This is a genomic window from Streptomyces sp. CA-250714 (genome assembly GCF_050936705.1).
Taxonomy (GTDB): domain Bacteria; phylum Actinomycetota; class Actinomycetes; order Streptomycetales; family Streptomycetaceae; genus Streptomyces.
On the sequence record NZ_JBNJMI010000001.1, the window covers coordinates 2,974,957 to 3,000,574 of the forward strand.

25 protein-coding genes and 1 pseudogene are annotated in these 25,618 nt (G+C 71.1%); 5 read left to right on the plus strand and 21 right to left on the minus strand.

Features of this window, described 5'->3' with window-relative positions; all coding sequences use genetic code 11:
- Window positions 1-390: 390 nt before the first annotated feature.
- A complete protein-coding gene (locus ACQEU8_RS13115; RefSeq protein ID WP_433100108.1) occupies window positions 391-1,152 on the minus strand; it encodes an isoprenyl transferase in 762 nt (253 codons plus the stop codon).
- A 149-nt stretch (window positions 1,153-1,301) separates the two neighbouring features.
- On the opposite strand from ACQEU8_RS13115, the gene mgrA reads away from it, so the two are divergent.
- Window positions 1,302-2,396: an L-glyceraldehyde 3-phosphate reductase gene (gene mgrA, locus ACQEU8_RS13120; RefSeq protein WP_433100110.1), complete on the plus strand. Its 1,095-nt coding sequence runs from the start codon at window positions 1,302-1,304 to the stop codon at window positions 2,394-2,396.
- Window positions 2,397-2,529: 133 nt separating this feature from the next.
- Here mgrA and ACQEU8_RS13125 read toward each other — a convergent pair whose 3' ends face one another.
- Complete coding sequence (locus ACQEU8_RS13125; RefSeq protein WP_433100111.1) at window positions 2,530-3,291, minus strand: prepilin peptidase; 762 nt, start codon at window positions 3,289-3,291, stop codon at window positions 2,530-2,532.
- A 198-nt stretch (window positions 3,292-3,489) separates the two neighbouring features.
- On the opposite strand from ACQEU8_RS13125, the gene ACQEU8_RS13130 reads away from it, so the two are divergent.
- Together ACQEU8_RS13130 and ACQEU8_RS13135 are read left to right on the plus strand one after the other, a co-directional pair.
- Window positions 3,490-3,711 carry a hypothetical protein gene (locus ACQEU8_RS13130; protein ID WP_433100112.1) on the plus strand — a complete coding sequence of 74 codons (222 nt, stop codon included), beginning with the start codon at window positions 3,490-3,492 and terminating at the stop codon, window positions 3,709-3,711.
- Window positions 3,712-3,809: 98 nt separating this feature from the next.
- Entirely contained in the window at window positions 3,810-4,670 is an 861-nt protein-coding gene (locus ACQEU8_RS13135; protein WP_433100114.1) for a hypothetical protein, read from the plus strand.
- A 159-nt stretch (window positions 4,671-4,829) separates the two neighbouring features.
- On the opposite strand, the gene ACQEU8_RS13140 is transcribed toward ACQEU8_RS13135, so the two are convergent.
- The 13 genes from ACQEU8_RS13140 to ACQEU8_RS13200 form a co-directional block, all read right to left on the minus strand.
- Window positions 4,830-5,378 carry a hypothetical protein gene (locus tag ACQEU8_RS13140; protein ID WP_433100116.1) on the minus strand — a complete coding sequence of 183 codons (549 nt, stop codon included), beginning with the start codon at window positions 5,376-5,378 and terminating at the stop codon, window positions 4,830-4,832.
- Between the two features lie 133 nt (window positions 5,379-5,511).
- Window positions 5,512-6,264 carry an OmpA family protein gene (locus ACQEU8_RS13145; RefSeq protein ID WP_433100118.1) on the minus strand — a complete coding sequence of 251 codons (753 nt, stop codon included), beginning with the start codon at window positions 6,262-6,264 and terminating at the stop codon, window positions 5,512-5,514.
- A 3-nt stretch (window positions 6,265-6,267) separates the two neighbouring features.
- Complete coding sequence (locus tag ACQEU8_RS13150; RefSeq protein ID WP_433100120.1) at window positions 6,268-6,831, minus strand: hypothetical protein; 564 nt, start codon at window positions 6,829-6,831, stop codon at window positions 6,268-6,270.
- 71 nt (window positions 6,832-6,902) lie between these two features.
- A complete protein-coding gene (locus tag ACQEU8_RS13155) occupies window positions 6,903-7,547 on the minus strand; it encodes a hypothetical protein (protein WP_433100122.1) in 645 nt (214 codons plus the stop codon).
- 53 nt (window positions 7,548-7,600) lie between these two features.
- Window positions 7,601-7,804, minus strand: coding sequence for a hypothetical protein (locus tag ACQEU8_RS13160; RefSeq protein ID WP_433100124.1), 204 nt, complete (start codon window positions 7,802-7,804; stop codon window positions 7,601-7,603).
- Between the two features lie 221 nt (window positions 7,805-8,025).
- Window positions 8,026-8,916: a DUF5936 domain-containing protein gene (locus ACQEU8_RS13165; protein ID WP_433100126.1), complete on the minus strand. Its 891-nt coding sequence runs from the start codon at window positions 8,914-8,916 to the stop codon at window positions 8,026-8,028.
- 5 nt (window positions 8,917-8,921) lie between these two features.
- A complete protein-coding gene (locus ACQEU8_RS13170; protein ID WP_433100128.1) occupies window positions 8,922-9,899 on the minus strand; it encodes a type II secretion system F family protein in 978 nt (325 codons plus the stop codon).
- A complete protein-coding gene (locus ACQEU8_RS13175; RefSeq protein WP_433100130.1) occupies window positions 9,896-11,266 on the minus strand; it encodes a CpaF family protein in 1,371 nt (456 codons plus the stop codon). The genes ACQEU8_RS13170 and ACQEU8_RS13175 overlap by 4 nt, the downstream gene beginning before the upstream one ends.
- 13 nt (window positions 11,267-11,279) lie before the next feature.
- Window positions 11,280-11,696: a TadE family protein gene (locus tag ACQEU8_RS13180; protein ID WP_433100132.1), complete on the minus strand. Its 417-nt coding sequence runs from the start codon at window positions 11,694-11,696 to the stop codon at window positions 11,280-11,282.
- A 6-nt stretch (window positions 11,697-11,702) separates the two neighbouring features.
- The gene (locus ACQEU8_RS13185; RefSeq protein WP_433100134.1) at window positions 11,703-13,460 is read right to left on the minus strand and encodes an AAA family ATPase; all 1,758 of its coding nucleotides are present in this window, start codon (window positions 13,458-13,460) and stop codon (window positions 11,703-11,705) included.
- Window positions 13,461-13,467: 7 nt separating this feature from the next.
- Window positions 13,468-14,214 carry a Flp pilus assembly protein CpaB gene (cpaB, locus tag ACQEU8_RS13190; protein ID WP_433100136.1) on the minus strand — a complete coding sequence of 249 codons (747 nt, stop codon included), beginning with the start codon at window positions 14,212-14,214 and terminating at the stop codon, window positions 13,468-13,470.
- A complete protein-coding gene (locus ACQEU8_RS13195) occupies window positions 14,211-15,230 on the minus strand; it encodes a hypothetical protein (protein ID WP_433100138.1) in 1,020 nt (339 codons plus the stop codon). Before ACQEU8_RS13195 ends, cpaB begins: the two co-directional genes overlap by 4 nt.
- A 280-nt stretch (window positions 15,231-15,510) precedes the next feature.
- On the minus strand, window positions 15,511-16,818 hold the full coding sequence (locus ACQEU8_RS13200) for an Nramp family divalent metal transporter (protein ID WP_433100140.1): 1,308 nt from the start codon (window positions 16,816-16,818) through the stop codon (window positions 15,511-15,513).
- Between the two features lie 234 nt (window positions 16,819-17,052).
- Between ACQEU8_RS13200 and ACQEU8_RS13205 the strand changes: the two genes are divergently transcribed.
- Window positions 17,053-18,090: a chitinase gene (locus ACQEU8_RS13205; protein ID WP_433100142.1), complete on the plus strand. Its 1,038-nt coding sequence runs from the start codon at window positions 17,053-17,055 to the stop codon at window positions 18,088-18,090.
- 84 nt (window positions 18,091-18,174) lie between these two features.
- Here the strand turns inward: ACQEU8_RS13205 and ACQEU8_RS13210 are convergent, their stop codons facing one another.
- The 6 genes from ACQEU8_RS13210 to ACQEU8_RS13235 form a co-directional block, all read right to left on the minus strand.
- A complete protein-coding gene (locus ACQEU8_RS13210) occupies window positions 18,175-19,032 on the minus strand; it encodes a S1 family peptidase (protein ID WP_433100144.1) in 858 nt (285 codons plus the stop codon).
- A gap of 70 nt (window positions 19,033-19,102) precedes the next feature.
- On the minus strand, window positions 19,103-19,960 hold the full coding sequence (locus tag ACQEU8_RS13215; protein WP_433100146.1) for a S1 family peptidase: 858 nt from the start codon (window positions 19,958-19,960) through the stop codon (window positions 19,103-19,105).
- 195 nt (window positions 19,961-20,155) lie between these two features.
- Window positions 20,156-21,619, minus strand: coding sequence for a GntP family permease (locus ACQEU8_RS13220; RefSeq protein ID WP_433100148.1), 1,464 nt, complete (start codon window positions 21,617-21,619; stop codon window positions 20,156-20,158).
- An 86-nt stretch (window positions 21,620-21,705) separates the two neighbouring features.
- Window positions 21,706-22,119, minus strand: coding sequence for a RidA family protein (locus tag ACQEU8_RS13225; RefSeq protein ID WP_433100150.1), 414 nt, complete (start codon window positions 22,117-22,119; stop codon window positions 21,706-21,708).
- On the minus strand, window positions 22,116-22,910 hold the full coding sequence (locus ACQEU8_RS13230; protein ID WP_433100152.1) for an IclR family transcriptional regulator: 795 nt from the start codon (window positions 22,908-22,910) through the stop codon (window positions 22,116-22,118). Before ACQEU8_RS13230 ends, ACQEU8_RS13225 begins: the two co-directional genes overlap by 4 nt.
- Entirely contained in the window at window positions 22,907-24,037 is a 1,131-nt protein-coding gene (locus ACQEU8_RS13235; RefSeq protein ID WP_433100154.1) for a sugar kinase, read from the minus strand. The genes ACQEU8_RS13230 and ACQEU8_RS13235 overlap by 4 nt, the downstream gene beginning before the upstream one ends.
- Before the next feature lie 221 nt (window positions 24,038-24,258).
- Between ACQEU8_RS13235 and ACQEU8_RS13240 the strand changes: the two are divergent.
- Window positions 24,259-25,609, plus strand: a pseudogene (locus tag ACQEU8_RS13240) (alanine racemase).
- Window positions 25,610-25,618 lie beyond the last annotated feature (9 nt).

The following is a 25,618-nucleotide window of genomic DNA, read 5'->3' on the forward strand; positions in this document are numbered from 1 at the left end:
GCCATGCAATGCCCAGTCCGCATGCCGGTACGCTGCGCTGCGCCCCATCGCCCAAACGAGAGGGCTCCACCCATCTACGCTGCGCCAACGCGAGGGCTGCACCCGGCCGCGGCTGCGCCGCGCCTGCGCTGTGCTTGGGAGGTCTGCGCGAAGGCGCAGGGCTGGCAAGCGCAGCGCACCGGGCCGCACCCGGCGACGATGCGCCGACCCCAGCGTTTCGTTGCCGTCTGCGGGCCGGTGGCCGGTGCTGCGCTTGCCCACCCTGCGCCCCTGGCGCAGACTGCCCAAGCGCAGCAGGGGGCGGGCGCAGCACAGCGCAGGTGCCCAAGCGCAGCGAAGCGCGGCGCAGCACAGCGCTAGGTGCCAAGCGCAGCGGCGGCGTGGGAGGGGTCAGCCTCCGTAGCGGCGGTGCCGCGCAGCGTAATCGCGGAGGGCCCGCAGGAAGTCGACCTTACGGAACCCGGGCCACAGCACCTCGCAGAAGTAGTACTCCGAGTGCGCGCTCTGCCAGAGCATGAAGCCCGACAGCCGGGTCTCCCCGCTGGTGCGGATGATGAGGTCCGGGTCGGGCTGTCCCCGGGTGTAGAGGTGCTCCGAGATGTCCTCGACCGTGAGGCTCTCCGCGCACTCGTCGAGGCTTATCCCGCGCGAGGCGCGATCCGTCAGCAGCGAGCGGACGGCGTCGGTGATCTCCTGTCGTCCGCCGTAGCCGACGGCGACGTTCACAAGTATTCCGTCGACGTCGCCCGCCTGCTGCTCGGCTTCCTTGAGCACCTTCTGGGTGCTGGCGGGCAGCAGATCGAGCTGGCCCACGTGGTGCACGCGCCAGCGCCCGTCGGCGGCCAGGTCGCGCACGGTGTCCTCGATGATCCCGACCAGCGGGAGCAGCTCGCTCTCCGGGCGGTTCAGATTGTCCGTCGACAGCAGCCAGAGGGTGACGACCTCGACATCCGTCTCGGCGCACCAGCCGAGCAGTTCCTCGATCTTCGAGGCGCCGGCCTTGTGTCCCTGCTCGGTCGTGCTGCCGGCGTTACGCGCCCAGCGCCGGTTGCCGTCCAGGATGACGCCGATGTGCTTGGGCACCTGGGCGTGGTCGAGACGGTCCTCCACCCGGCGCGCATAGAGCTTGTACACCAGGTCGCGCAACTTCATGGGAACGGCCAGCCTCTCCGTGCCGAGTCGGGATCCCAGCACCATACTGCCGTTCGCCCGAGCGTACGAACCGGGCCGGTCACGGGTACCGGACCGGACCCTCACGGGGGGCGAGGATCCCCGCACGGCGCGGTGATAGGAAGTGGCATATGACGCTCGGCACACATCGCACCGCATCGCCCGTTCCCGTCCCCACGGCAGTCCCGTCCGACACGCTGCACCGGGCCGACCCGGCGCGCTACGACGCCATGGAGTACCGCCGCACCGGCCGCTCCGGGCTGAAGCTGCCCGCGATATCCCTCGGCTTGTGGCACAACTTCGGCGACGACCGCGCACTGGCCACCCAGCGGGCGATCCTGCGCCGCGCCTTCGACCTGGGGATCACGCATTTCGATCTTGCCAACAACTACGGACCGCCGCCCGGCTCCGCCGAGCTGAACTTCGGCCGCATCTTCGCCCAGGATTTCCGGCCGTACCGCGATGAGCTGGTCATCTCCACCAAGGCCGGCTACCTGATGCACCCGGGTCCTTACGGGGAGTGGGGCTCACGCAAGTATCTGCTCTCCTCCCTGGACGCGTCGCTGAGCCGGATGGGCCTCGAGTACGTCGACATCTTCTACTCCCACCGCTACGACCCCGAGACCCCCCTCGAAGAGACGATGGGCGCCCTCGCCACCGCCGTACAACAGGGCAAGGCGCTCTACGCGGGGATCTCCTCCTACAGCGCGGCACGGACCCGCGAGGCCGCCCGGCTGCTGCGCGAGATGGGCGTGCCCGCGCTCATCCACCAGCCCTCCTACTCGATGATCAACCGCTGGACCGAGGAGGACGGGCTGCTCGGCACGCTGGAGGACGAGGGCATGGGCTGCATCGCCTTCGCGCCGCTCGCCCAGGGGCTGCTCACCGACAAATACCTCGACGGCATCCCCGAGGGTTCCCGGGCCGCCCAGGGCAAGTCCCTGGACCCGGCGCTGCTGACGGACGAGGTCGTACGACGGCTGCGCGGCCTGAACGGTATCGCCGAGCGGCGCGGGCAGTCCCTCGCACAGCTGGCGCTGCGCTGGGTGCTGCGCGATCCCCGGATGACCTCGGCGCTCATCGGCGCCAGCTCCGTCGCCCAGTTGGAGGCCAATGTCGCCGCCCTGCGCGGGCCGCAGCTCACCGAGGGTGAGCTGCGCGAGATCGACGAGTTCGCGGTGTCGGAGCCCGGCACCAACATCTGGGCCGCCAGCAGCAGCTCCTGAGCCCGTCCCGGACATAAAGCGGGCCGGTCCGTGGGGGGATACGGACCGGCCCGAGGGGGGGTTCCCACCATAGCCCCTCGGACACGATGTTCCGCACACCAACGACCGTGTCGCGCAAGCGGATCCGCGAGCTTCAGACCGCCAGCCCGCCCAGTACGACACCCGCCATCGCTCCGAGCACCATGAAGGGGCCGAAGGCCATGGCGCTGTTGCGGCGGGCCCGTCCGGTCACCATCAGCGTGAGGCCATAGCCGGCTGCCGACAGAAAGCCGAGGAAGGCTCCGGCGAACAGCACCCCCCACCCGTACCACCCAAGGGCTACCCCGACCGACAGCGCGAGCTTGACGTCGCCGAAGGCGACCGCGCGCGGGCTGATCACGAACAGCACGAAGAACGCCCCGGCCAGCACCAGCCCGCCCAGCAGCGCCAGGCGCCAGCTGCCGCCGGCGCCGGGCAGCAGGGCCGCGAGTCCGAGCAGGGCCGCGGTGCCGACCGCGAGGGGGAGGGTGAGCATGTCGGGCAGCCGCATCACCGCGCGGTCGACCGTCGCGAGCAGCAGGGCGACGGGCACGACCAGTAGCCACACGGCCAGTTCGGGGCGGAGTCCGACGGCCGCCGTCAGCCCGGCGCAGATCAGGGCACCGAGCACTGCGAGGGCGCCCCTGCCGCGACCGTACGCCCCCTGAAGCTTCTGGCTCCCGGCGCACGCACCGCACATGGCGGGCCCCAGCGCGCCGCGCACTCCCCCGCCCAGCGGGTGCCCCTCCGGGCAGCTGCGGCGCCACGGCTCCCCGGGCTCCACCGAGAGGCGGTAGACGGCGCGCGGCAGGAGGGAGCCCGCCGCGGCGCCGTAACCGGCGGCGGCCACGATCGCTATCCACTCCAACAGCGGCACACCGTGAGCTTACGTCGGGCTTACGGGACAGCTCCTTACTCCCCCGTACGAAGGGGATCGGGAGCGATTCATCTCACACCCGGCCGGAGCATCTCGGAGCAGGACAGCGCCGACACCTGCGGCGCAGCACCAACCAGCCGTCTCGGGCGCCTCGTTAAGCAACTGCCTCTGTCAGTGGCGGCCCGTACTGTAGTCCGTATGACATCGACTTCCACCGGGCCCGGAGAGCCCGGCAGGTCCCGGGAGACCGGCGCGGCCCGTGTGCCCGCGCCGGAGCTTTCCGTCACCGCGGCCAACGACGCGATCAGGGAGTTCGTCGCGGGCCGCACGCTCTGGTCGAAGGAAGCACTCGCCGAGCTGGACCGGCTGCGCGGGCAGTGGCAGCGCGCCGTTCGTGCCGAGATGGTCAAGGCGGCGTGAGGGCCGCCGCCTTGGCCATCTCATTCTGATCCCTATCCCTTCCCGTCTTCGCTGAACGGGGTCTCGCCACCCGCCGGTTGATCCGCAAACATGTACGCGTGAGCGGTATGGAGCACGACGGCGAGAGTCCCGGGAGCAGCTCCGAGGACGGCCCCGAGGCGCGCGCCCGGCGCGGGCGGTGGCGGCTGTTGGTCGCCGGAGCGCTGTTCGCGACGCTGATCCTCCCCAAGGTCGTCGACACCCCCGGATACGCGGGCGGGTCCGACGGCGCGGAGGCCGCCCGGCCCTCGCCCGGTGCCGGTGGCGTCTCCGCCCAGCCGACACCCCGGCACCGCGACGGCTCCTCCCCCTCACCGGCGCCCTCCCTCCCCGACCCCGGCCCCAGCGGCGCACTGCCGAGTCCGCCCACCGGCACTCCCACGCCCGGCGGCTCCGGGCCCGTGACAGGCCCCGGCTCCGACTCCCTCGCGGGCGCGTTCCGTTCGGTACGGGCAGGGCAGTGTCTGACCGTGCACGGCAACGGCTCGGGATGGAGCCGCCCGGCGCCCACCGAGGCCACCCGGGTCGACTGCGGCGACGACCGGGCGTACACCCGGGTGACTGCTGTACGCCGTACGAGCGCGGACGGCGAGCCGGAGCGTGCGTGCCCCACCGGCAACGGGCGGGCCACCTGGACGCACGGTGACACCACGTTGTGCGTCACCCGCCAGTTCCGCACCGGGCAGTGCCTGCTGGCCGAGTCGAGCGGCGACGGTATGCGGGCCGCGCTGATGTCGGCGCCCGCGTGCTCGACGGAGCGGCCCTCGGGGGCGGGCCGCTATGACCGGCTGCTGATGATCACCGGCGTCTATGACGAGCCCACTCCCTGCCGGGAGGGCGACTCGGGTGGGCACCCTCGCTATTGGGCGTGGAAGGTGGATGGGGGGCGCACCTTGTGCACGGCGGATGCGGCCCGGTGATTTGCCGCGTCCGGGGTACCCCTGCCCGAAGGTTGCGGGCTGCGGGTTTCGTTGTGGCTGGTCGCGCAGTTCCCCGCGCCCCTTACGGGGCGCGGTCCCGTCCCCTGCGCTGCGCTTGGGAGGTCTGCGCCAGAGGCGCAGGGCTGGCAAGCGCAGCCCTCATTGCCGGGTGCGCATGGCGTGAGGGACCGCAGTGGCTAGGGCCACCGCGATGGCGCCGAGGAGTAGGGCGAAGGGGAGGGCTGCGCCTGCTAGGGCTAGGTGGGGGAGCGCGGAGAGTGTGGCGACGGCGCAGTAGCCGGCGCCGGTGAGGGAGAGGAAGAGCTGGGTGCGGGGCGGTCCGTCGGGGTTGAGGCGGACGACGAGTGCGGCGCAGACGGCTGCCCAGAGCGCGGCGCGGGGTTCCCCGAAGCTGATGGCGTCGCGTACCGCTTCGGCTGCCCGGAACCACCACTGGCCGTCGACGGTGTCCATCAGGCGCGGGAAGTCGGCGGCGTAGTCGGGCAGCCGGGCACCCTGGGGCACCCGCGCGCCGAGGGCCGCGACGTCCTGCCGTACGAACTCGGTGATCAGCAGCACCGCGGCGCCGAGTGCCTGCGCGAGTCCCGTCGTGCGGCCGACGGTCCAGGCCCTGAGCCGGGAGGCATCGCTGTGTGCGGCGCCGTCGGGGCGCTCGTCCGGTGCCGGTTCGGCTTCCGTCGTCGTCACCGCGCTCTTCACGCCGGCACCGCCCCCTCGACCCTCGCCCCTGGACCGCGCTCCCCGGGCCGGCCCCCACTCATGATCCGGCGCGGGAAACCCGCCCGCAAGCCCGCGGGGGCCAACGGGCCCGCGTCCGCGGTCAGTCCTTCTTCGGGAAGGACACCTCGACGCGGCGGTTCTTCGCGCGGCCCTCCTCGGTCCTGTTGTCGGCGACCGGGTAGTCCTCGCTGTAGCCCCGTACATTGAAGCTGACCTCGGAGCCCAACTGCTGGGACAGCTCGGTCTGGACGGCCGTGGCGCGTTTCTTGGAGAGCGTCTTGCCGTGCTCGTAGGAGCCGAGGTCGTCGGTGAAGCCGAAGACGTTGACCTCGGTGCTCTGCTGCTTCTCGATCTCGTCCGCGATGGTCTTGATGCGTGACTTCGCGCCGCTGTTGAGCTTGGAGCTGTTCTTGGTGAACAGCACCTCGGCCTGGAGGGTGAACTTCGTCTTGACGGTGCTGTCCTCGCGGCGCTCCTCGCCGCCCAGGTCCTCGGTCACGAACTTGATGTCCAGCACCCTGGGCTCCGCCAGCTTCGCCCCGGCGGCGAGCCGCAGCCCGTCCGCCTTCCGGTCGACCTGCACCGGCTTCTCCGAGTCACCGATGTTGTCCGGCGGCTCACTGAACCCGGGGTCCCCCGGCCCCTTCTCCCCCGGCAGCGAGGGCGCCTGACCGGTGGGGATGCCGGTGGGGTCGTCGGTGGGGTACTGGGTGGCGATGTCGGGGATGGAGGGGGTGGGCCTCGGGGTGGGGTCTTCGGCCCGCGCGGCCGACGCGGTGATACCGAGTACGAGCGCGGCCGAGAAGGACGAACATGCCACGGTCTTCGTCAGGTGCCGCTGGGTGAAGCCCATCCCTCACTCCCCTCCACCGATCGTCACGCCGGCGGGAGGCATGTCGGCGATCTGGAACTCGACCTCGTCATTGCCCTTCGGGGGCGCGGGGAACTGCGCGTACCAGGTCTTCGACTTCCCCGCCTGGAGCGGCTGGCCGAACGAGGTGCACAGGCACTTTCCCTCGGTGTCCCTGAGAACGAGATAGCGCTTCTTGCCCTTCTTGTCGACGAGTTTGGCGCCGGCGACCGACAGCTTGTTGCGCAGGGCGACTTCTGATTCGTTGCCCTCCCAGCCGGGCGCCACCCAGGCTTTGCCGCTGCCGTTGGTCACCTTTCCGGTGATCGTCACAAAGCCGCCGGTCTCGCGGCGGGCGGAGTTGACGGTGAGGGTGATGTCCTCGCCTCCCCGTACCTCCGCCAGCGGTTCGCCGCCCGCGGATCCGTCGGACTGTCCACCGCTGCTGCCGCCCCCGTTGCCGTTCGCCTTCTGGGAGGGCCGGGGTTCCTTCGCGTCGTCCCCGCCGTCGCCTCCACCGCAGCCTGCGACCGTGAGGACCAGTCCGGCCGCGAGGGCCACTGCGGTCATACCCCTGCGAGCCCGCAGGACGCGCCGAAGATTCATGGAGTACTCGACTCTCGTTCGTCGTCGTTCGCTCGTCATTCGACCAGCACCACTGAGAACAGATCTGACGGTTTCAGGTCGCGACCCTCGTCCTCCGGGTCGATCGTCAACTCTTCGCCGTCGCAGGTGAGTTGGATCTCCTCGGCGGCGGTGTCCCCGTCGGCGCCGCTGTCGCTGTCTTCGCCGGCTTCGTCGTCACTGTCGCCGCCGGTGTCGGAGCCGGGGTCGTCGTCACTGTCGCCGCCGGTGTCGGAGTCGGTGTCGTCGGCCTCGCACCGTGGTCTGATCACCGCGGTGGCCGTGGCCTTGGCCGTCTTGTTGTCCGTGCCGGGGACGACCGTGTTGCCCGTGTCAAACCGCGTTTCGATGCTGACGCTGTATCCGTCGTCGCCCTCGCGCGTGACCAGATCGCAGGAGAGCAGGTCGGCGCGGTTCCGGTCCGCGAAGTGTGCTGCCGCGCCGCAGCCGTTGCCGGTCAGCGGGGCGGTCGCGGCGAGCCAGTCCTGCCAGCCGTCCTTGTCGTCGAGCGCGTCCAGAAAGCCGTCGAAGAACTGCTGACGATCGTCCTCCGCGGCTCCGAGCGCTGCCGCGTCGGCCGCCGTCTGACCGCCGTTGCGCACCGTACCGGCCTGGGCGACGGCGAAGAAGGCGAAGGCGAGGAAGAGGAGTCCGGCGATCACCGCGCCGTACAGCAGGACCGTCTGACCGCTGTCAGCTGACGCCTGGCGCGCGGTCAGCCACCCAGCACGGCGCTCACGGCGTTGGCGATCGCGCCGGAAATCATCGCGTCGAGCCCCAGGGCCCGGATCGCCAGGATGATGCCTGCGACGAGGATGACGATGCCGGCGTATTCGATCGAGTTGGCGCCCCGGTCTCCCCGGCGCCCCCGCATCAGGGCTAGGCGGGTGCGGACGCGCCCACGCGTGGCGTTCGACATCGGGTTCTCCTCCGTTGCTGGCTGACTCGGAGCTGCCCTCTCGGGGGCCGCCGCCGCGGGTTTGTAACGTCACGTCGCGTGCCCCCTCCCGTTGCCACTCCGCGGTGTAGCTAACAGTCGTTACCCGAATGCAGACTGTGCCATAACTCCACGCGGAGAGCGATGGGGTGAGGGGGAACGCATGGCAGTCGGTTGCGGGCCGCCTGCGCAGTGCATCTGCGTCAGCCACCCAGCACCGCGCCGAAGTCCGTGTCGGAGCCGAGGATGAAGGTGGCGACGATGAGGATGAGGGTGCCCGGAAGCAGAAAGGCGATGGTGGTCATGGTGGCTTTGGGCACCGTCTTGGCGGCCTTGCGCCGGGCGTTCTGGGCGTCGGTGCGGCGCATGTCCGTGGCGATCTGGATGAGCGTTTCGGCGATGGGGGCGCCGAGTTCCTCGCCCTGCTGGAGTGCGGTGACGAACTGGTCGACCTGGTCGCTGGCGTTGCGTCTGCGCAGCTCGTCGAAGGCCTGGCGGCGGCTGACGCCCATGTCCATCTGACGCAGGGTGATCCGCAGTTCGTCGGCCCAGGGCCCCTGATAGCGGTCGGCGACCCGTTCCAGCGCCTGCCGGAAGCCGAGCCCCGCGGAGACGACGACGGCGAGAACGTCGAGGAAGTCGGGCAGGGTGCGTTCGATGACGCGCCGCCGGTCCTTGATCGCCTGCCGGATGGCGAGGTCCGCCGCGAACCAGCCGAAGGCCAGCACGAGCACGGTGAAGAACAGGCTGCCCGCCGACAGCCCCACCAGCGCCATCACGATGCCGAAGGCGCCGTAGACGGCGCGGCGCGCCGCGTACCGCTCCAGGGTGAGGCCGCCGGGGTTGCCGGCCTGGTCGATCCTGCGGCGTTTGGCGGCGACCTGCTTGGGGCCCATCAGCCGCAGCACCAGCGGCGCCAGCCGCATGCCGAGCCGGTCGACGGCGGCCCCGCCCTTACTGGTGCGGGTGGCGCCGACCTCCAGGGCGACGGCCAGGTCGGGCGGCAGCTTCGTCTCGGCCCGGTACATCCGGATGCCCGCGAAGGCACCGTAGACGGCGAGGGCGCAGAGCGTGGCCAGTCCGAGAGCGACCATGTCTCTCACACCTCGATCCGGCCGAGCCGGCGGATGACCAGGAACCCGGCGGCGAACAGCCCCACGGCGACGACCATGGCGACCTGGCCGACCGGGCTGCCGGTGACCCGGGAGAGGGCGCCGGGCATCATCGAGTTCATCATCAGCATGGCGCCCAGGCCGAGCAGCGGGATGGTGAAGGCCGTCGCGTTGACCTCGGCGAGCATGGTGCGTACTTCCCGCCTGGTCTCCTTGCGCTCCTCCAGCGTGGTGGTGAGGTTGCGCAGCGAGGCGACGATGGTGCCGCCCGCGCGGTTGGCGAGGACCAGCGTGGTGACCAGGACGACGAGTTCGCGGGAGGGCAGCCGCTCGGCGAGCTCGTTCAGCGCGTCGTCGATGGACCGGCCCACGGCGAGCTGGTCGGTGACGAGCCGCAGTTCGTCGCCCGCCGGGGCCTCCAGCTCCTCGGCGGCCATGCCCAGTGCCGTACGCAGCGCGAGTCCAGCCGAGGTGGCGTTGGCGAGGATACGGGCGAGTTCGGGGAGCTGGTTGATGAACTGCTCGGTGCGGCGCTGCCGCTGGTGGTTGAGGAAGGCGTTGGCGGCCAGTACACCGACGAGTCCGGCGATCGGCCCGAAGAACGGGGCCAGTACGGACGAGGCCAGCATCCACAGCACGGCCACCAGGCCCGCCAGATAGACGACGTACTCGCCGGGCGTGAGGTCGAGTCCGGTGCTGGCCAGCTTGGCCTGGATGCGGCGCCCGGGCCCGGTGGCGCGTACCCGCCGGTCCACGCCCGCGAAGCGGCGCCGTCTGCCACCGCTGCCCGGCGGGAGGGCGGGCGCGGGGCCGTCGTGCCGGCCGAGCCGCTCCAGGAGGGCCCGGCGGCGGGCGCGCCCGGAGGCGAACAGGAGCACTCCCGCGATGGCCAGGGCGCAGGCGGCCAGGGTGGCGCCGAGCGCGAACTGGGCCGCGGGGGCCACGGCGAGGACACAGGTGCTCACACCGCCTCCCGGGTGGCGAGTTGATCGTCGGAGCGGGCCACACCGAAGGCGGCGGGCACCGGTTCGCCCGCCAGATACAGCCGGTCGGCGACGCGGCGCGGCAGCGGGAGATGGTCGAACGTGCCGTGCACCCGGCCGTCGGGGCCCATGGGCCGGGCCGCGAACCGGGAGACCGTCGCGATCTGGAAGGTCTCGCGGCCGTGCGAGGCGAGCAGGGCGATCTCCACGATCTTGCGGGAGCCGTCGGCCAGCCGCGCGAGTTGGATGATCACGTCGACGGCGGAGTTGATCTGGTCCTGGAGGGCCGCGAAGGGGACGTCGACCTCCGACATGGAGGCGAGGGTCTGGAGCCGCATCAGGGCGTCCTCGGCGCTGTTGGCGTGCACGGTGGCCAGGGAGCCGTCGTGTCCGGTGGACATGGCCTGAAGCATGTCCAGCGTCTCGCCGCCGCGCACCTCGCCGACGATGATCCGGTCGGGCCGCATCCGCAGCGAGTTGCGCACCAGGTCGCGTACGGTCACCTGGCCCTTGCCCTCGACGTTGGGCGGCCGGGTCTCCAGCCGGATGACGTGCTGCTGCTGGAGCTGGAGTTCGGCGGCGTCCTCGACGGTGATGATGCGCTCGTGCTCGGGGATCAGCGCCGACTGCGCGTTGAGGAGGGTTGTCTTGCCGCTGCCCGTACCGCCGGAGACGATCAGGTTGAAGCGGGCCCGGATGAACCCGGAGAGCAGCGAGAGCATGTGCTCGTCCAGCGTGCCGAGGCCGATCAGTTCGCCGAGGGTGTAGGCGCGGGGGAACCGGCGGATGGTGAGGGTGGCGCCGGTCAGCGAGAGCGGCGGGATGATGACGTTGACCCGCTCACCGGACGGCAGCCGGGCGTCCACCATCGGGTTGGACTCGTCCACGCGGCGGTTGACGGTGGAGACGATGCGTTCGATCGTCTGCATCAGCTGCTCTTCGGAGGCGAACCTGACGGGCACCTGTTCCACCCGCCCGGCGCGCTCGACGAAGATGTTGTCGGGCCCGTTGACCATGATCTCGGTGATCGAGCCGTCCTCCAGCAGCGGTTCGAGCACCCCGAGTCCGAGGGCCTCGTCCACCACCCGGCGGATCAGCTGCGTACGGTCCCCGGTCGCCAGGACCGGGCCCTCGCGGCTGATGATGTGGCCGAGTACGCGTTCGAGACGGGCGCGGCGCTCGGCGGGGCTGAGCGCCGACATCTCGGCGAGGTCGATCTCCTCCAGCAGTTTGGCGCGGTAGGCGGCGACCAGATGCCCGGTGCTGTCGACGGAGGCCCCGGATGTGTGGGGGCCGCCGCCCGCCGCAGTGCTGCTCTCGGGCGTGGTGATACGGGAGCGCAGACTCATGGACCGACCTCGCTCATTGGTCTCCCCCTCGTTCGCCGCTGCCGGCCGCTCCCGCGCTGTCGCTGGGCATGGTCGCGGAGCGGGAAGCGGTGCCCATGCTGTCCATGCCGGGGATGAGGGAGGGGATGGTGACGCTCGTGGTGACCTTCACCTCGTCGCCGCCGTCCGCGAGCGCGAAGCTGCTGCGGCGCGCGGTCCAGCCGGACATGGCAGCGCGTCCGCTCGCCTCGTACCGGTCCGCGATCTCCTCCTGGGAGGCCACCCGTGCCGCGGCCCGCGCACCGGTGCCCGCCTGCTGCACCGCGTAGCCGACGATGCCGAGTTGGATGGCCGCCATCGCGACGAGCAGCAGCAGCGGCAGCATCCCGGCGAACTCCAGCGCGCTGGAGCCGCGATCGCGCTCGTCGCTCCCGGGCGTACGGACAGCCATGCCCCCTCACCCCTCCTCCGCCGCGCCCGCCTCGCCGCCGACCGTGAACGGCAGGCCGGCCGCGCCCGGGAACAGCAGGGGCGTCCGCAGGTCGACGTTCGCTTTCCAGACGGTGCCGCCGCGGGTGCAGCTGACCGAGGCGTCCTCGCGCCATTTCGCGGGCAGCTGCTCGCGCGCCGCCGCCTCGCACGCGCCCTGCGGGTCCCCGTATGCGCCGGCGGCGGTGGCGGCGCGGGCGGCCTCGTCGGCGGAGTTGCCCGCGAGGGAGAAGGTGTAGCCGATCAGCACGCACTGCCACAGCAACACCAGGGTGACCAGCACGATCGGCGCCATCCCGGCGAACTCCACGCTCAGCGAACCCCGGTCGGAGCCGAGCCGGGAGGGACCGGGCGCCGGAGGGGACCCGGTGCCGGGCGCCGGTCCCGGCGGCAGGGCGTGCCGTGACCGCCCGGCCAGCGAGGGTCTGTGTCCCGCCGCGTCGCCCGTGTCCGTACCGCTTCCGCTCCCCTGCTGCCGCCCGCTCCCCCTGCGGCGCGCACCGAGGGAGCGCGGCTGCTCCCCCTCCGGCGCGGCGGCCAGTCCGAGCTCCCCCGCGAGCCCCCACAGCGCCTGCCGCACGCTGCCCTTGGCGTCCAGGTCCTGCATACGTCCGGCGTCCAGCGCGGACTGGAGCTCCTTGAAGCCCGCCGGAACCGTCGTACGGGCCACGGGGCTGCCGGTGATCCGGGCGACGAGCTGCGGCTGGATCTCGGTGTGCCGGGAGGCCCGGTTGACCACGGTGACGGTCTCCTGGGCCTTGCGGATCTGCAGCCGGTCCCACAGCCGCACCATGCGCTTGGCGCCGCGTACGGCGATCACGTCGGGGGTGGTCAGCAGCAGCGCGAGGTCGGCCGCCTCGATGGCCGCCGCGTTGCCCGCGTGCATCTGCGTACCGCAGTCGAGGACGACGATCTCGTAGCGGGACCGCAGCGCGGCCACCAGCTGGCGGGCGGCCCGTTCGTCCACGTCCTCGCCGCGCTCGCCCTCCTCCGGCGCCAGCAGCAGGCCGAGTCCGGTCTCGTGGACGTAGACGGCGTCCTGGAGGACGCGCGGCGTCAGGTCCTTGATGCCGGCCAGGTCGACCACGGACCTGCGGAAGCGAACGTCCAGGTAGGAGGCGACATCGCCGGCCTGGAGGTCCAGGTCGACCAGCACCGTGCCGCGGCCACTGGCGCGGGCGGCGAGGGCGAGCTGGACGGCGGTCAGGGTGGTGCCGACACCGCCCTTGGCCCCGGCGACGGTGACGACGGTGCCGCCGCCCTGTCCATCGGAGCCGTACGGCCGGCTCCCGTACCCGGGGCTCTCGTATCCGCCCAGGTGGCGGCGGACCCCGGTGGCCCAGTTGGCGGCGGCGCCGACCCGGGCCGCCAACTCGTCGTAGCTGAGCGGCAGTCCGGCGACACCGCGCGCTCCGGCGTCCATGGCCGCCGCGTACAGCGCGGGGCTGGTGTCCTGCGTGGCGAGGACGACGCCGACGGCGGGGAACCGGAGGGCGATCTGGCTGATCAGCTCCAGTGCGGGCACCGGTCCGATCAGCTCGTGGACGAGCACTACCTCGGGCAGCTCGGCGGGTGCCTCGCCGGCCTGCTGGGCGAGGGCGTCCAGCAGCTGGGTGGAGTCGACGGCGGGCGGCACGGGCTCGGCGTCGGGCAGCTGGCTGAGCAGGGTGACGAGCGGGCGGGCTGCGTCCGGGTCGCTGACGGCCGGCTGGATGCGGATGACCATCGGGGCCTCACTTGTCTCCGGGCAGCGTGTAGGTGCGGTCCTCCGCGGGGACCTCGGTGTCGTCACCCGGTGCGACCAGCGCGAGCCGGACGTGCTCGGCGAACGATTCGGCGTAGGCGACGCGCTGGGCGTCCTTCGTGGTCAGCGCGAAGGTGATGGGCACACCGTCGCGTTCGCGCTGCCGGGTGCGCTCGTCGCGGTCGCCGTCGTCCTCGAGGGGGGTGAGCTTGCCGACGTCGATGACCTTGGCGCGGCTGACGATGACGCGGGACTCGGACGGCGCCTTGGTTCCGCTGTCGTCGCCCTTGGCGCCGGGGCGCTGCTCGCCCTCGAAGGTGGCGTAGATGTTGACGCGGTTGCCGGGGTTGATCTTCCCGGCGACGCCGGTCTCCGCGTCGATCATGATGGCGATCTCCTGCTCGCCCGCGCCGAGTTCGGGCCGCTTGGCCATCATGTCGGACTGGAGCAGCGAGCCCTTCTTGAGCGGGTTGACGGCGATCTTGCGGTGGATGTCGCTCAGATCGGTGACGGCGGTGCTGGGCAGCCACCGCTTCGGCATGGCGACCTTGGTGAACTGCGCGCTGGTCAGCGCCTGGTAGGCGGGTACGTCCTCCTTCAGCTTGTAGGCCGTCGTCTCGTCGCCCACCTTGGACTCCACGTTCCTGACGACGGCCAACACCCCGGCGAACGCGGCGAGGGCGCACAGGACCGAGAGCACCAGCAGAAGGACACCGCGGCGCTGGCGTGAGTTCATGGACGGATACCTCGGGGGTCGGCGACGACTGGGTCGGACGTGACGGGGGGCGCAGCGTGGGAGGGCGGCGCGTCGGGGGCGGGGGGCGCAGCGTGGTGAGGCGGCGCATCGGGGGCGGGTGGCGTTTCGGGGGCGGGTGGCGCGATGGCGGCAGGCGGTGCCTCCGGTGCCGGTGGTGTACGCGGCGTGGGCGGCGGCAGCGGCGTGCCGCAGAACGCGCAGCGGTCGCCGATGAGTTCGAGGCCGCACCCGTGGCACTCGTCCCGCCGTACCGAGGCGACCAACTGGTAGAGGACCGAGACGTCGGGGATCGCGGCGACGAACTCCGTCAGCCGGGCCGTCCGCCACCAGGCCGCCGAGTCCCGTGGCAGCGGGGCCTCCTGGACCTGGGCGACCCGCCAGCGGGCCGGGAGAGTACGTAGGGCCCAGTCGGAGGTGAGCCGGCCGGGCGCTACGGTCAACTGGGTGGCGAACTGCGGTCCGGTGAGCCCGCCTTCCGCCTCTGGCGTCCCCAGTCGGATCAGCTCGGGCGTGGGTGCCGCGAGGACCGCGAACTCGCTGCCGGGCAGCCAGGAGCGGGCGTGCGAGGTGACGCCGACGGGCACCCGGTCCAGTTTGGCGACCGAGCCGAGTACGGCACCGGCGTACAGATAGTGCGTCAGCAACCGGGCTGCCGCGGCCAGCACACCGGGCGTGAAGTCACAGAGCGACAGCTGCCGCAGCTGCCGTACGAGCACACCCGTCGCAAGCGGCGGCAGCTCCACCGGCAGCAGCGCGATCCGCCTGCTCTCCAGGAGCGCGCGCACGGTGTGCAGGCGGTGCCGGAACGGAGTGGGCAGGGTGGCCGGGTAGACGGTGACGAGGTAGCCGTGCTGTTCGAGCAGGGCCTGCGTCTCGGCGAGCGCCGCCTCCAGCGGCTGCTCCTCCGGCGGGGAGAGCACGTGGGCGTGCGGGGTGTGCCGGTCGGCGGGGGCGAGCAGGTGGTCGGGGCAGGTGACCGCTAACGCCGTAGACACATCCGCCTCCCCCCGGGGCCCGCCACCGGCCTACCACACTAGCCATGGCCCCCCACACAGTGAACGGTTCGCCGCAATGCGAACCGTTTCCCGAACCCGGAACAGCGAGACCACTACCCGCCCCACCCCGTCCCCCAATCCCCACGGGCAATGGGGGCTGCGCCCCGAAGGGGCGCGGGGAACTGCGCGCCAAGCCATAAAGCACGCCGCAGCCTGCGGACGACGGCCAGGGGCACCCCGTGACCAGAACAACAGGAGCGGCACCCGGAAATGGCAAGCCTCACCAGGGCAATTCCCGCACCTGCTGAACGCACAGAATCAAAAACAACACACAAGAGGCGCCCAGCAGAACATTGCTGAGCCAGCCATTACGCCACTCCCGCGGAGTCCGCTCGCTGTTGAGCAGCCAGAGCAACGTCGCCGCGAGGAAGGGCATGAAGAACGCGCCGAGAACCCCGTACGCGACGACGAGAGCGAAGGGCTGGTCCAGCCAGAGCAGCACCATCGGCGGAAAGGTCAGCCACAGCAGATAGCCGCGGAAGGGCACCGAGCGCTCCTGCTCGCCGCGGGTGAGCGGCTCGACGCCCGCTTCGGCGGCCAGCCCTCGCGCGGCTCGCAGCCGCTCCACGAAGTCGGCGAACATCAGGCTCACCCCGTGCCATACGCCCACCAGCGAGGAGTAGGAGGCGGCGAAGAAGCCGATCAGGAAGAGCGTGGAGGTGGAGCTGCCGAAGCGCTTCTCCAGAACCTCGTCCAGATCGAGCAGGCCCTTGTCACCGGTGGCGAGGGCGATCTGCGAACTGTGCAGCAGCTCCGCGCCGACGATCAGCATGGCGACGACGAAGATCCCGGTGGTGATGTAGGCGACGCGGTTGTCGAGCCGCATCATCTTCATCCAGCTGCTGTCGGCCCATCCCTTGGCGTTGATCCAGTACCCGTACGCGGCCATCGTGATGGTGCCGCCGACGCCGCCGATCAGGCCCAGCGTGAAGATCATGGAGCCGGACGGCAGCACGGGGAGCAGCCCGGCGAAGGCGTCGCCCAGGTTCGGACTGACGCGGATCGCGACATAGACGACGACCAGGAACATCACGCCGACGAAGACCATCATGATCTTCTCGACGATGGCGTAGCGGTTGGTCCATACGAAGACCAGGCCGATCAGGCCGGTGAGGATGGCCCACGCCTTGAGCGGCATCACATCCGGGAAGAGCGCCTGCAGCGGCAGCGCGCTGGAGGACATGGCGGTGGCGCCGTAGACGAAGCCCCAGATGACGACGTACACCGCGAAGTAGACCGTGGTCCAGGGTCCGAGGCTGCGCCAGCCGTCGAAGATCGTGCGGCCGGTGGCCAGATGCCAGCGGCCGGTCGCCTCGGCGAGGGCGATCTTGATGACGCAGCCGATGACGGCGGCCCACATCAGTGTGTAGCCGAATTTGCTGCCGGCGATGAGCGTGGCGACCAGATCTCCGGCGCCCACTCCCGTCGCCGCGACGACCATGCCGGGGCCGATCATCTTCCAACTGGGCTTGCGCACCGGGGGTTTCGCGCTGTCGGACGTTCCGGGTGTGAGGTCCTCCGCTGCCATGACGCCTCCGCCGTACGCGAGCTTCGAGGGTGGACGACCGTGCAGGTCACGGGTGATGTAACCGCCTGCGGACGATCAGCACAAGGGGTCGGGGGCCGCGGAGATGTGCGCGCGTTCGAGGCGTCCGCCGCCGGTGAGCGGTGCCCGATGCCTTGACAACCTCATTGGTCTGGACCAGGTTGTACGGCGCACGCGCACCACCACCTCCCTTCTCCCCCCACACCGGAGGCAGTTGTGGCACGTTCCCGTACCAGACGTCTCTCGTTCCCCCGCGCGCTCGTCGGTCTCGTCGCCTCGGCCCTGGCCGCGGGTGGCCTGTTCGCCCTCGGACCGGCCGCGGCGCAGGCCGGAACTCCCACCTCCACCGAGGCCGGCCCCCAGGTGGGCGCCTCGCAGGTGCCGGCCCACGCGGTCACCGGCTACTGGCAGAACTTCGACAACGGCGCGACCGTCCAGACCCTCGCCGACGTCCAGAACGAGTACGACATCATCGCCGTCGCCTTCGCGGACGCGACCGGCACACCGGGCCAGGTCGACTTCAAGCTCGACCCGGCCCTGAACTACTCCGAGGAGCAGTTCAAGAAGGACATCGCCGCCAAGCACGACGCCGGCAAGTCGGTGATCGTCTCCGTCGGCGGTGAGAAGGGCGCGGTCTCGGTCAACGACGACGCCTCCGCCGACGCCTTCGCCAAGAGCATCGTCTCCCTGATGGACGAGTACGGCTTCGACGGCGTCGACATCGACCTGGAGAACGGTCTCAACTCGACCTACATGACCAAGGCCCTGAACGCGATCCACGCCGCCAAGAGCGATGTCGTGGTGACGATGGCGCCGCAGACGGTCGATATGCAGTCGCCGCAGAACGAGTACTTCAAGACGGCGCTCAACATCAAGAGCTTCCTGACCGTCGTGAACATGCAGTACTACAACAGCGGTTCGATGAACGGCTGCGACGGCAAGGTCTACTCGGCCGGTACCGTCGACTTCCTCACCGCGCTGGCCTGCGTGCAGATCAAGGGCGGCCTCGACCCCTCCCAGGTGGGCATCGGCACCCCCGCCTCACCGAGCGCCGCGGGCTCCGGTTACGTCGACCCGGGCGTGGTCAACAACGCGCTGGACTGCCTCGCCAAGGGCACCGGCTGCGGCAGTTTCACCCCCGACGAGAAGTGGCCCGGCATCCGCGGCGCCATGACCTGGTCCACGGCATGGGACGCCAGCAACGGCAACAAGTGGTCCAGCACAGTGGGCCCGCACGTACACGGCCTGCCGTAACCGACCACCGTTCCCCGCACCCCCGGGCCTGGCTGGCAGGTCCGGGGGCGACGGGTGCCGGTGGCGGGTCCTGCGGGGTCTGGCCTAGGCCTTCGGCTCCGGCAGGACGCAGCCGCGCGCGTCCAGGTCGAGCTGGTTGCCGCGGCCGAAGCAGGGGTTGATCAGGTAGGTCTGCTGACCGTACGCGTTGAGGTGACGGACGCTGACGTTGCCGTTCTTGTCCACCTCACACGGGTTGTTGAGGGTGCAGCGCTCCCCGTCCTCGTTGTGGGTGTTGTTGACGCCGACGACCTTGCCGGAGACGTTGTCGATCACCGGGGAGCCGGAGGTACCGCCCTTGGTCTGGCAGTCCATGGTGTAGCGGATGGAGTCCTTCCAGGTCCAGTCCGCTTCCTTGAGCCGGTAGGCGAAGCCGTCCACGGAGCAGCCGAACTTCTCCTTCCAGTAGCCGGAGACGACGGTGATGTCCCGGCCCTGCCGCGGGTGCTTCGCGTCCAGCGTCAGCGCGTCGATGCCGTACTTCTTCTCGATCTGCCGGTACGTGGAGGTCGTCTCGTACAGGGAGATGTCGGTGTCCGTCATCGTCGCGTACGCGATCTTGTCGGAGTGCACCTTCCCGGCGTCGCTGCCGTCCGCGTTCAGCAGCGTGAAGTCGCGGCTGGTCTTCTTGTTCACGACGACCTCACCCGCGCCCGGCATGCCTTCCTGGAGGCAGTGGCCGTTCGAGAGGACGAGCGCCGGGTCGCCGGGCTTGGAGTTCTTCAGCTTGACGACGGAGCCCGAGCAGTTGCTGAGCGCGACGGTGCCCTCGAAGGAGGGGGTGCGGTGCGCGGTGGGCTGGGCGGAGGCGGAGTCTGCGGCTGCCGGTGCGGTGGCTATGCCCACCAGTGCGGCGGCGCCGAACAGCGCCGCCGCAGCCGTGCCGACCAGGGACTTTCTCATGTACTCCTCATTCTGTTTCAGGGATACAGATGTGCCTGCGCCGAGCCCCGGTCCGCACGGACAGGGGGCGTTACGGCTTGGGGAGCGTGCAGCCCTCACGGTTGAGGTCGAGCTTGTTCCCCTCGCCGACGCACGGCGCGATGATGTAGGTCTGCTGGCCGTAGCCGATCCCCTCGTGGACGGTGGTCTTGCCGTTCTTGTCCACCTCGCAGGGGTTGTTGAGCGTGCACTCCTCGCCGTTCTCGTTCCGCGTGTTGTTGACGCCGACGACCTTGCCGGAGGCGTTGTCGATCACGGGGGAGCCGGAGGTGCCGCCCTTGGTCTTGCAGTCGGCGGTGTAGCGGATCGAGTCCTTCATCGTCCAGCCGTCTTCCTTGAGCTGGTACGCGAAGCCGTCGATGGCGCAGCCGTACTTCTCTTTCCAGTAGCCGGAGACGACGGTGATGTCGTTGCCCTGCTCGGGGTGGGCCGTCTCGACGTCGAGCGCCTTGACGCCGAACCTCGACTCGATCTCCTGGTAGGTGGCGCCGACTTGGTAGAGGGAGACGTCGGTGTCCGTCATCGTCGCGTACGCGATCTTGTCGGCGCGGACGGTGCCCGCCCTGCCGCCGTCGGCCTTCAGCAGGGTGAAGGCGCGGTTGGACGCCTTGTCGGTGATCACCTTTCCCGGCTCGGGCATGCCCTCTTCCAGGCAGTGGCCGTTGGACAGGACGAGCGCGGGGTCGGCGGGCTTGGAGTTGGGCATCTTGACGACGGAGCCCGAGCAGTTGCTGAGCGCGACGGTGCCCTCGAAGGAGGGCGCCGCCGCCGGCTTGCCGTGGGGGGCGTTGCCGTGGTCGGCGGCTGCCGCGGGTGTCGCGGCCATGCCGGTGAGCGCCGCGGCACCGAAGAGCGCGGCGCTCAGGGAGCCTATGAGAGGTCTGTTCATGGTGGGGGGTCCCCTCTGGATACCGAAGGTTCGTTCGGTCTGACGCCGTGCATTCTTGGGCCAGTTGACGCCCACCACAAGAGCGCCCCCCGGAATCGGGAGACGCGATTCCGGGGGCGTGGGCCCGCGCGGAGCGGGCGAACAGCCGTGCGGCTGCATGAAGATGCCTGCACAAAGGTGCCTGCACGAAGACGCCTATACGAAGATGCTCACCACCGCCGCCACCGCGAAGCCCGCGACCGACAGCACGGACTCCAGTACCGTCCACGAGGCGAGGGTGTCCCGCTCGGAGATGCCGAAGTACTTCGAGACCATCCAGAACCCGCCGTCGTTGACGTGCGAGGCGAAGATGGAGCCCGCGGAGATCGCCATGATGACCAGCGCGAGGTGCGCCTGCGAGGGGTCGCCCTGGGCCAGCAGCGGCGCCACGATGCCCGCCGTGGTGACGATGGCGACCGTCGCCGAACCCTGCGCCACCCGCAGCACCACCGAGATCAGATACGCCAGCACGATCACCGGCAGCCCCGCGTCCCCGAACACATCGGCGAGGGCCCGCGCCACGCCCGAACCCTGGAGTACGGCACCGAAGATGCCGCCCGCACCGACGACCAGCAGGATGTTGCCGACCGGCTTGAGCGAGGCGGTGGAGACCGTCTCCAGCGACTTGCGGCTCCACCCGCGGCGCAGCCCCAGCAGGTAGTAGGCCAGCAGCAGTGCGACGGTCAGCGCCACGAAGGGGTGCCCGACGAACTCGATGACGGAGCGCAGGGTCGAGGGGTCGAGCGCGAGGGAGGAGAAGGTGGCCGCCAGGATCAGCACCAGCGGGGTGCCGATGATGGCCAGGACCGTGCCGAGGGCGACGGGCTTCTCCTCCGCCTCGCTGCCGAGCGCCCGTTTCTCCTCGGCTACGGCGCGCTTGGCCTCCTCGGCGGCCTCCACCATGTCCTGCGGCACCTCGACGAAGATCCGCTCACCGATCCACGCCGCGTACGCCCAGGCGGCGAGCACCGCGGGGATACCGCAGACGACGCCCATCAGGATGACCCAGCCCAGGTCCACGTCGAGCAGCCCGGCGGCGGCCACCGGTCCCGGGTGCGGGGGCAGGAACGCGTGCGTCATCGACAGCCCCGCGAGCATCGGCATGCAGTACAGCAGCACCGACTTACCGCTCCGCTTGGCTGCCGCGTAAACGATGGGGGCCAGTACGAAGATGCCGACGTCGAAGAAGACGGGGATGCCGAAGATCAGGCCGGTCAGCCCCATGGCGAGCGGTGCGCGCCGCTCGCCGAACAGGCCCAGCAGCCGCGCCGAGAGCGCCTCGGCACCGCCGCTGACCTCCAGGATCGCGCCCAGCATGGTGCCGAGGCCGATGATGATCGCGACGTGGCCGAGAATGCCGCCCATCCCCGACTCGATCATCGAGACGGCGTCGGACTTCTGGACGGTACCGAAGAGTTCGGTGACGGACAGACCCGCTCCCAGCCCCACCGCGATGGAGACGGCGAGCAGCGCGACGAACGGCTGGAGGCGGACCTTGATGATCAGTACGAGCAGCAGGACGATACCGAGGGCCGCCACGGTGAGCAGGCCCCCGGTGCCGGGTATGAGCGCGAGCAGGCCGCCCGTATGGGGCGGCGCCGCCTTTTCGGCGAGCAGCATGTGAACTCCGTTGTTCGGCGCTGGGAAGACGCCGGCCCCTCCCCGGAACGGCGACCAGGGGAGGGGCCGGAAAGAGAGGGCTCCGCTCAGCCGAGGACGGCGAGCGCGTCGATCTCGACCAGTAGTCCGGCGGGAAGGCCGACGTAGACGGTCGTCCGAGCGGCGGGCGGCTCCGAGAGCCCCGCGAAGTACTCGTTGTAGATCTCGTTGAACTCCGCGAAGTGCGCGGTGTCCGTCAGATACACGCGGATCATCATCGCGTCCTCCCAGCCCGCGCCGCCCTCCTTGAGGACCGACTCCACATTGGCGAGGGTCTGGAGGGTCTGCTCCCGCAGCCCGGGGCCGACCGGCGTCGGGGCCCGGCCCTCGACGGCGGGGCCGAACCCGACCTGCCCGGCGACCTGGAGGATGTTCCCCTTGCGCACGCCGTGCGAGAACTTCGCGGGCGGCGTGGTGTGCGTGGCCGGGGTGAGGGCGGTCTTGGCAAGCTTCTCGCTCATGGTGCGGCTCTCTTGCTTCTCGTCGGGGGTTCGTCGGATCGATGGCGGGGTGGCTGTCCCGTGTACTCCGCGCTGATGGCCTCAGCGGTCCTCCGTACGCGGGGCAGCAGGGTGAGGAGTTCGTCGGCGGAGACGACGACGTTCGGCGCGGAGACCGACATGGCCGCCACCACCCGCCCCTCGGCGCCGCGGATCGGCGCCGCGACGCAGTTGATGGACTCCTCGTGGCCACCGAGGTCGGTGGCCCAGCCCTGTTCGCGCACCTTGGCCAGCTCCGCGAGGAACGCGGCGGCGTCCGGGGTCGAACGGGGCGTGTATCGGGGGTAGTCGAGCCGTTCGGCGACAGCGCGCCGCTCCGGCTCGGGCAGGTCGGCCAGCAGCAGCTTGGCCACGGCGGCGACGGTGATGGCGACGGGTTTGCCGATGCGCGAGTACATCCGTACCGGGTAGCGGCTCTCCACCTTGTCGATGTAGAGCACCTCGTCCTCCTCGTGGACGGCGAGATGCACGGTGTGGCCGCAGGCCGCGTTGAGCTCGGCCAGATGCGGGTGGGCGATCTCGCGGATGTCGAGGTTCTCCATGGCCTGCTGCGCGAGTGCGAACAGCCGTGCCCCGAGCCGGTAGCGCTGGTCGGGCTGGCGGTAGACGATGCCGTGCTCGTGCAGGGTGCGCAGCAGCCGCAGCGCGGTCGACTTGTGCACCTCCAGCCACGCCGCGACCTGTTCCAGGTTGGCGGGCCCCTCGGCGAGCAGCGGCAGAATGCTCAGCGCCCGGTCGACGGTCTGACTCATACGGAACGCACCTCCGGCTCCTGTTCGCCGGGCTCGTCGGCCTGCCCGGCGGCTGCGGCGTGTGACCCGCGTACCGTCCAGCCGGGGCCCAGCCGCAGTCTCCCCCAGCTGTCGTCGTCGAGGGCCACCAGCCGGTCGGCGACGTCGAGCGCTGCCGGCGCGGCGAGGTCACCGGCGTCCGTGAGCGCCGCGGCGGCCATCAGATGCCCGTGCCGCAGCCGTTCACGTATCGGCAGCCCGCGCAGGGTCCCGGCGAGAAAGCCCGCGGCGAAGGCGTCCCCGGCGCCCACCGGCGAGACGACATCCACGCGCAGCGCGGGCGCGAAGACGGCGTTCCCGTCCCCGACGAACGCGGTGGCCCCGGCGCTGCCCTGTTTGACGACGAGCACCGCGGGCTCGCGCAGCAGCTCCCGCACCGCCTCGGGCCCGCCCGTCACTCCCCAGGCGGCAGCCGCCTCGTCCTCGCCGACGAAGACGATGTCGCTGTGCCGGGCGAGTTCGCGCAGCACCTCGGGGCCGGGCTCCGGAGCGGTACGCGTACACCACAGGCCGACGCGGTAGTTGACGTCGAACGAGACCAGCGGCCCCAGGCCGCCGCCCGTCCCGGTGGGTGTGCGTGCCGAGGTGAGGGCGCGCAGCAGGGCCAGGCAGTCGGCGGAGAGGGCCGCGGTGATCCCGGTCAGATGCAGCACCCGGCCCGCATGGAGGGCCCGCGGTGGGACGTTGGCCGGGGACATGGCGGAGGCGGCCGACCCGGCGCGGTAGTAGAGGACTTCGGAGAGCGCGGCCTGGTGGGTCGCGGGGTCGGCGGTGCCGGTGGCGCGCTCGCCGTCCGTACGGAAGTAGATCCCGGTGGGACGCTCGGGGTCGCGTTCGACGGCGGTGGTGTCCACCCCGTGCGCGGCGATCGTACGGACCAGATGGTCGCCGAAGCCGTCGGCACCGACCCGGCTGACCCAGCGGGCGCGGTGCCCGGCACGGGCCAGCGTGCAGGCGACGTTGGACTCGGCGCCGCCGATCGCGCGGTCGAAGGAGGGCACGTCGGCGAGGGGTCCCGGGCGTGCGGGCAGGAACGTGACCATGGACTCGCCCAGGCAGACGACGTCGATGTCGGAGGTGGTGGTCACGGCGGGTGCTGCTCCTCGCTGCGGTGTCGGCCGCGGATCTCGGGGGGCACGGGTCTCGGGGAGGGGGCCGGGCGTGCGGCCTCGGCGTGCGGCCTCGGCATGGGGGTCCGGCGTGGGGTCCGGCTCCATTGACCGCTGTTCCGCGGGATGCTAGACAGCACCAAGCGTCATACGCAATGGTCGTTGCACATACTGCAACCTACTGCTACCCCGGAGACCGCATGGCAGCCCCCGCCCCCTCCCCCGGCCCCGCCTCCGCCGACGGAGTCGCCACCGCCGCCGCGGCAGTGGCCCGCCTCGCGGACGAGCCCGCCGACCACCGTTTCAAGGGGCTGCCCCCCGACGCCGCCGGCCTCACTCTCGGCGAACTGGCCGCCGAGCGCCGCTCCCTGTTCACCGGCGGCTTCACCACCCCCGTCCTCGCCCTCTCGGCCGAGCGCCTGGAGCACAACCTCGCCGCGCTCGCCGACTACTCGGCCCGCCATGGGCTCGCCTTCGCCCCGCACGGCAAGACCTCCATGGCACCCCAGCTCTTCGTCCGCCAACTCCAGCACGGCGCCTGGGGCATCACACTCGCCGTACCGCACCAGGTGCGGGTGGCCCGCGCCTTCGGTATCCCGCGGATCTTCCTCGCCAACGAACTCGTGGACCCCGCCGCGCTCGCCTGGCTCGCCGCCGAACTGGACGCCGATCCCGACTTCCGCTTCATCTGCTACGTCGACTCCCCGCGCGGCGTCGCCCTGATGGACGAGGCCCTGCGCACGGCCGGTGCCCGCCGCCCCGTCGAGGTGGTGGTCGAGCTCGGCGGCGGCGAGGGCGCACGCACCGGCGCCCGTACGGAGGCCGAGTGCGAAGCCGTCGCCGACGCGGTGGCCGCGACCGGCACGCTGCGACTGGTGGGCGTCGCCGGATACGAGGCCGAGGTGCCCGGGGCCGACCTGGCGGCGGTACGCGGCTGGGTCGGGCGGCTGACCGGGCTGGCCGTCGCGTTCGATACGGCGGGGCGGTTCGAGGGTCGACGAGATCGTGGTCAGCGCGGGTGGCAGCGCGTGGTTCGACGCGGTCGCCGACGCCTTCGCCGAGCTGCCCGAACTGTCGGCGCCCACGCTGAAGCTGCTGCGCTCGGGTGCGTACATCTCCCATGACGACGGCCACTACCGGCGGCTCACCCCGTTCAACCGGCGCCCCGACGAAGGAGGGCTGCAGGCGGCCTTCACGCTGTGGACGCAGGTCGTCTCCCGGCCCGAGCCGGGGCAGGCGTTCGTCAACGCCGGCAAGCGGGACGCCGCCTTCGACCTGGCACTTCCCGAACCCCATGTGGTGCGGGGCGCTGGGGGCACCTCCCGGCCGGAGGCTGGGGGAAGAAAGATGCGCTCCGCCGCGGGTCTCACCGTCACCGCGCTGAGCGACCAGCACGCGTGGCTGCGGGTGGACGAGGGCGTCGACCTGGAGGTCGGCGAGTGGGTGGGCCTCGGGATGTCCCACCCGTGCACCATGTTCGACAAGTGGCAGCTGTTCCCCGTCGTCGACGCCGACGGCACGGTCACCGACCTGATCCGCACCTTCTTCTGAGGCGGCCAC

Bases quoted from the DNA above. Each gene is read 5' to 3' on its own strand.
- ACQEU8_RS13220 (WP_433100148.1), bottom strand. From the start codon at position 21,619: ATGCTGCTCGCCGAAAAGGCGGCGCCGCCCCATACGGGCGGCCTGCTC.
- ACQEU8_RS13165 (WP_433100126.1), bottom strand. From the start codon at position 8,916: ATGGTCGCTCTCGGACTGGCCACGCTCTGCGCCCTCGCCGTCTACGGT.
- ACQEU8_RS13175 (WP_433100130.1), bottom strand. From the start codon at position 11,266: ATGAGTCTGCGCTCCCGTATCACCACGCCCGAGAGCAGCACTGCGGCG.
- ACQEU8_RS13130 (WP_433100112.1), top strand. From the start codon at position 3,490: ATGACATCGACTTCCACCGGGCCCGGAGAGCCCGGCAGGTCCCGGGAG.
- mgrA (WP_433100110.1), top strand. From the start codon at position 1,302: ATGACGCTCGGCACACATCGCACCGCATCGCCCGTTCCCGTCCCCACG.
- ACQEU8_RS13230 (WP_433100152.1), bottom strand. From the start codon at position 22,910: ATGAGTCAGACCGTCGACCGGGCGCTGAGCATTCTGCCGCTGCTCGCC.
- ACQEU8_RS13160 (WP_433100124.1), bottom strand. From the start codon at position 7,804: ATGTCGAACGCCACGCGTGGGCGCGTCCGCACCCGCCTAGCCCTGATG.
- ACQEU8_RS13180 (WP_433100132.1), bottom strand. From the start codon at position 11,696: ATGGCTGTCCGTACGCCCGGGAGCGACGAGCGCGATCGCGGCTCCAGC.
- ACQEU8_RS13210 (WP_433100144.1), bottom strand. From the start codon at position 19,032: ATGAGAAAGTCCCTGGTCGGCACGGCTGCGGCGGCGCTGTTCGGCGCC.
- ACQEU8_RS13225 (WP_433100150.1), bottom strand. From the start codon at position 22,119: ATGAGCGAGAAGCTTGCCAAGACCGCCCTCACCCCGGCCACGCACACC.
- ACQEU8_RS13185 (WP_433100134.1), bottom strand. From the start codon at position 13,460: ATGGTCATCCGCATCCAGCCGGCCGTCAGCGACCCGGACGCAGCCCGC.
- ACQEU8_RS13215 (WP_433100146.1), bottom strand. From the start codon at position 19,960: ATGAACAGACCTCTCATAGGCTCCCTGAGCGCCGCGCTCTTCGGTGCC.
- ACQEU8_RS13145 (WP_433100118.1), bottom strand. From the start codon at position 6,264: ATGGGCTTCACCCAGCGGCACCTGACGAAGACCGTGGCATGTTCGTCC.
- ACQEU8_RS13115 (WP_433100108.1), bottom strand. From the start codon at position 1,152: ATGAAGTTGCGCGACCTGGTGTACAAGCTCTATGCGCGCCGGGTGGAG.
- ACQEU8_RS13150 (WP_433100120.1), bottom strand. From the start codon at position 6,831: ATGACCGCAGTGGCCCTCGCGGCCGGACTGGTCCTCACGGTCGCAGGC.
- cpaB (WP_433100136.1), bottom strand. From the start codon at position 14,214: ATGAACTCACGCCAGCGCCGCGGTGTCCTTCTGCTGGTGCTCTCGGTC.
- ACQEU8_RS13200 (WP_433100140.1), bottom strand. From the start codon at position 16,818: ATGGCAGCGGAGGACCTCACACCCGGAACGTCCGACAGCGCGAAACCC.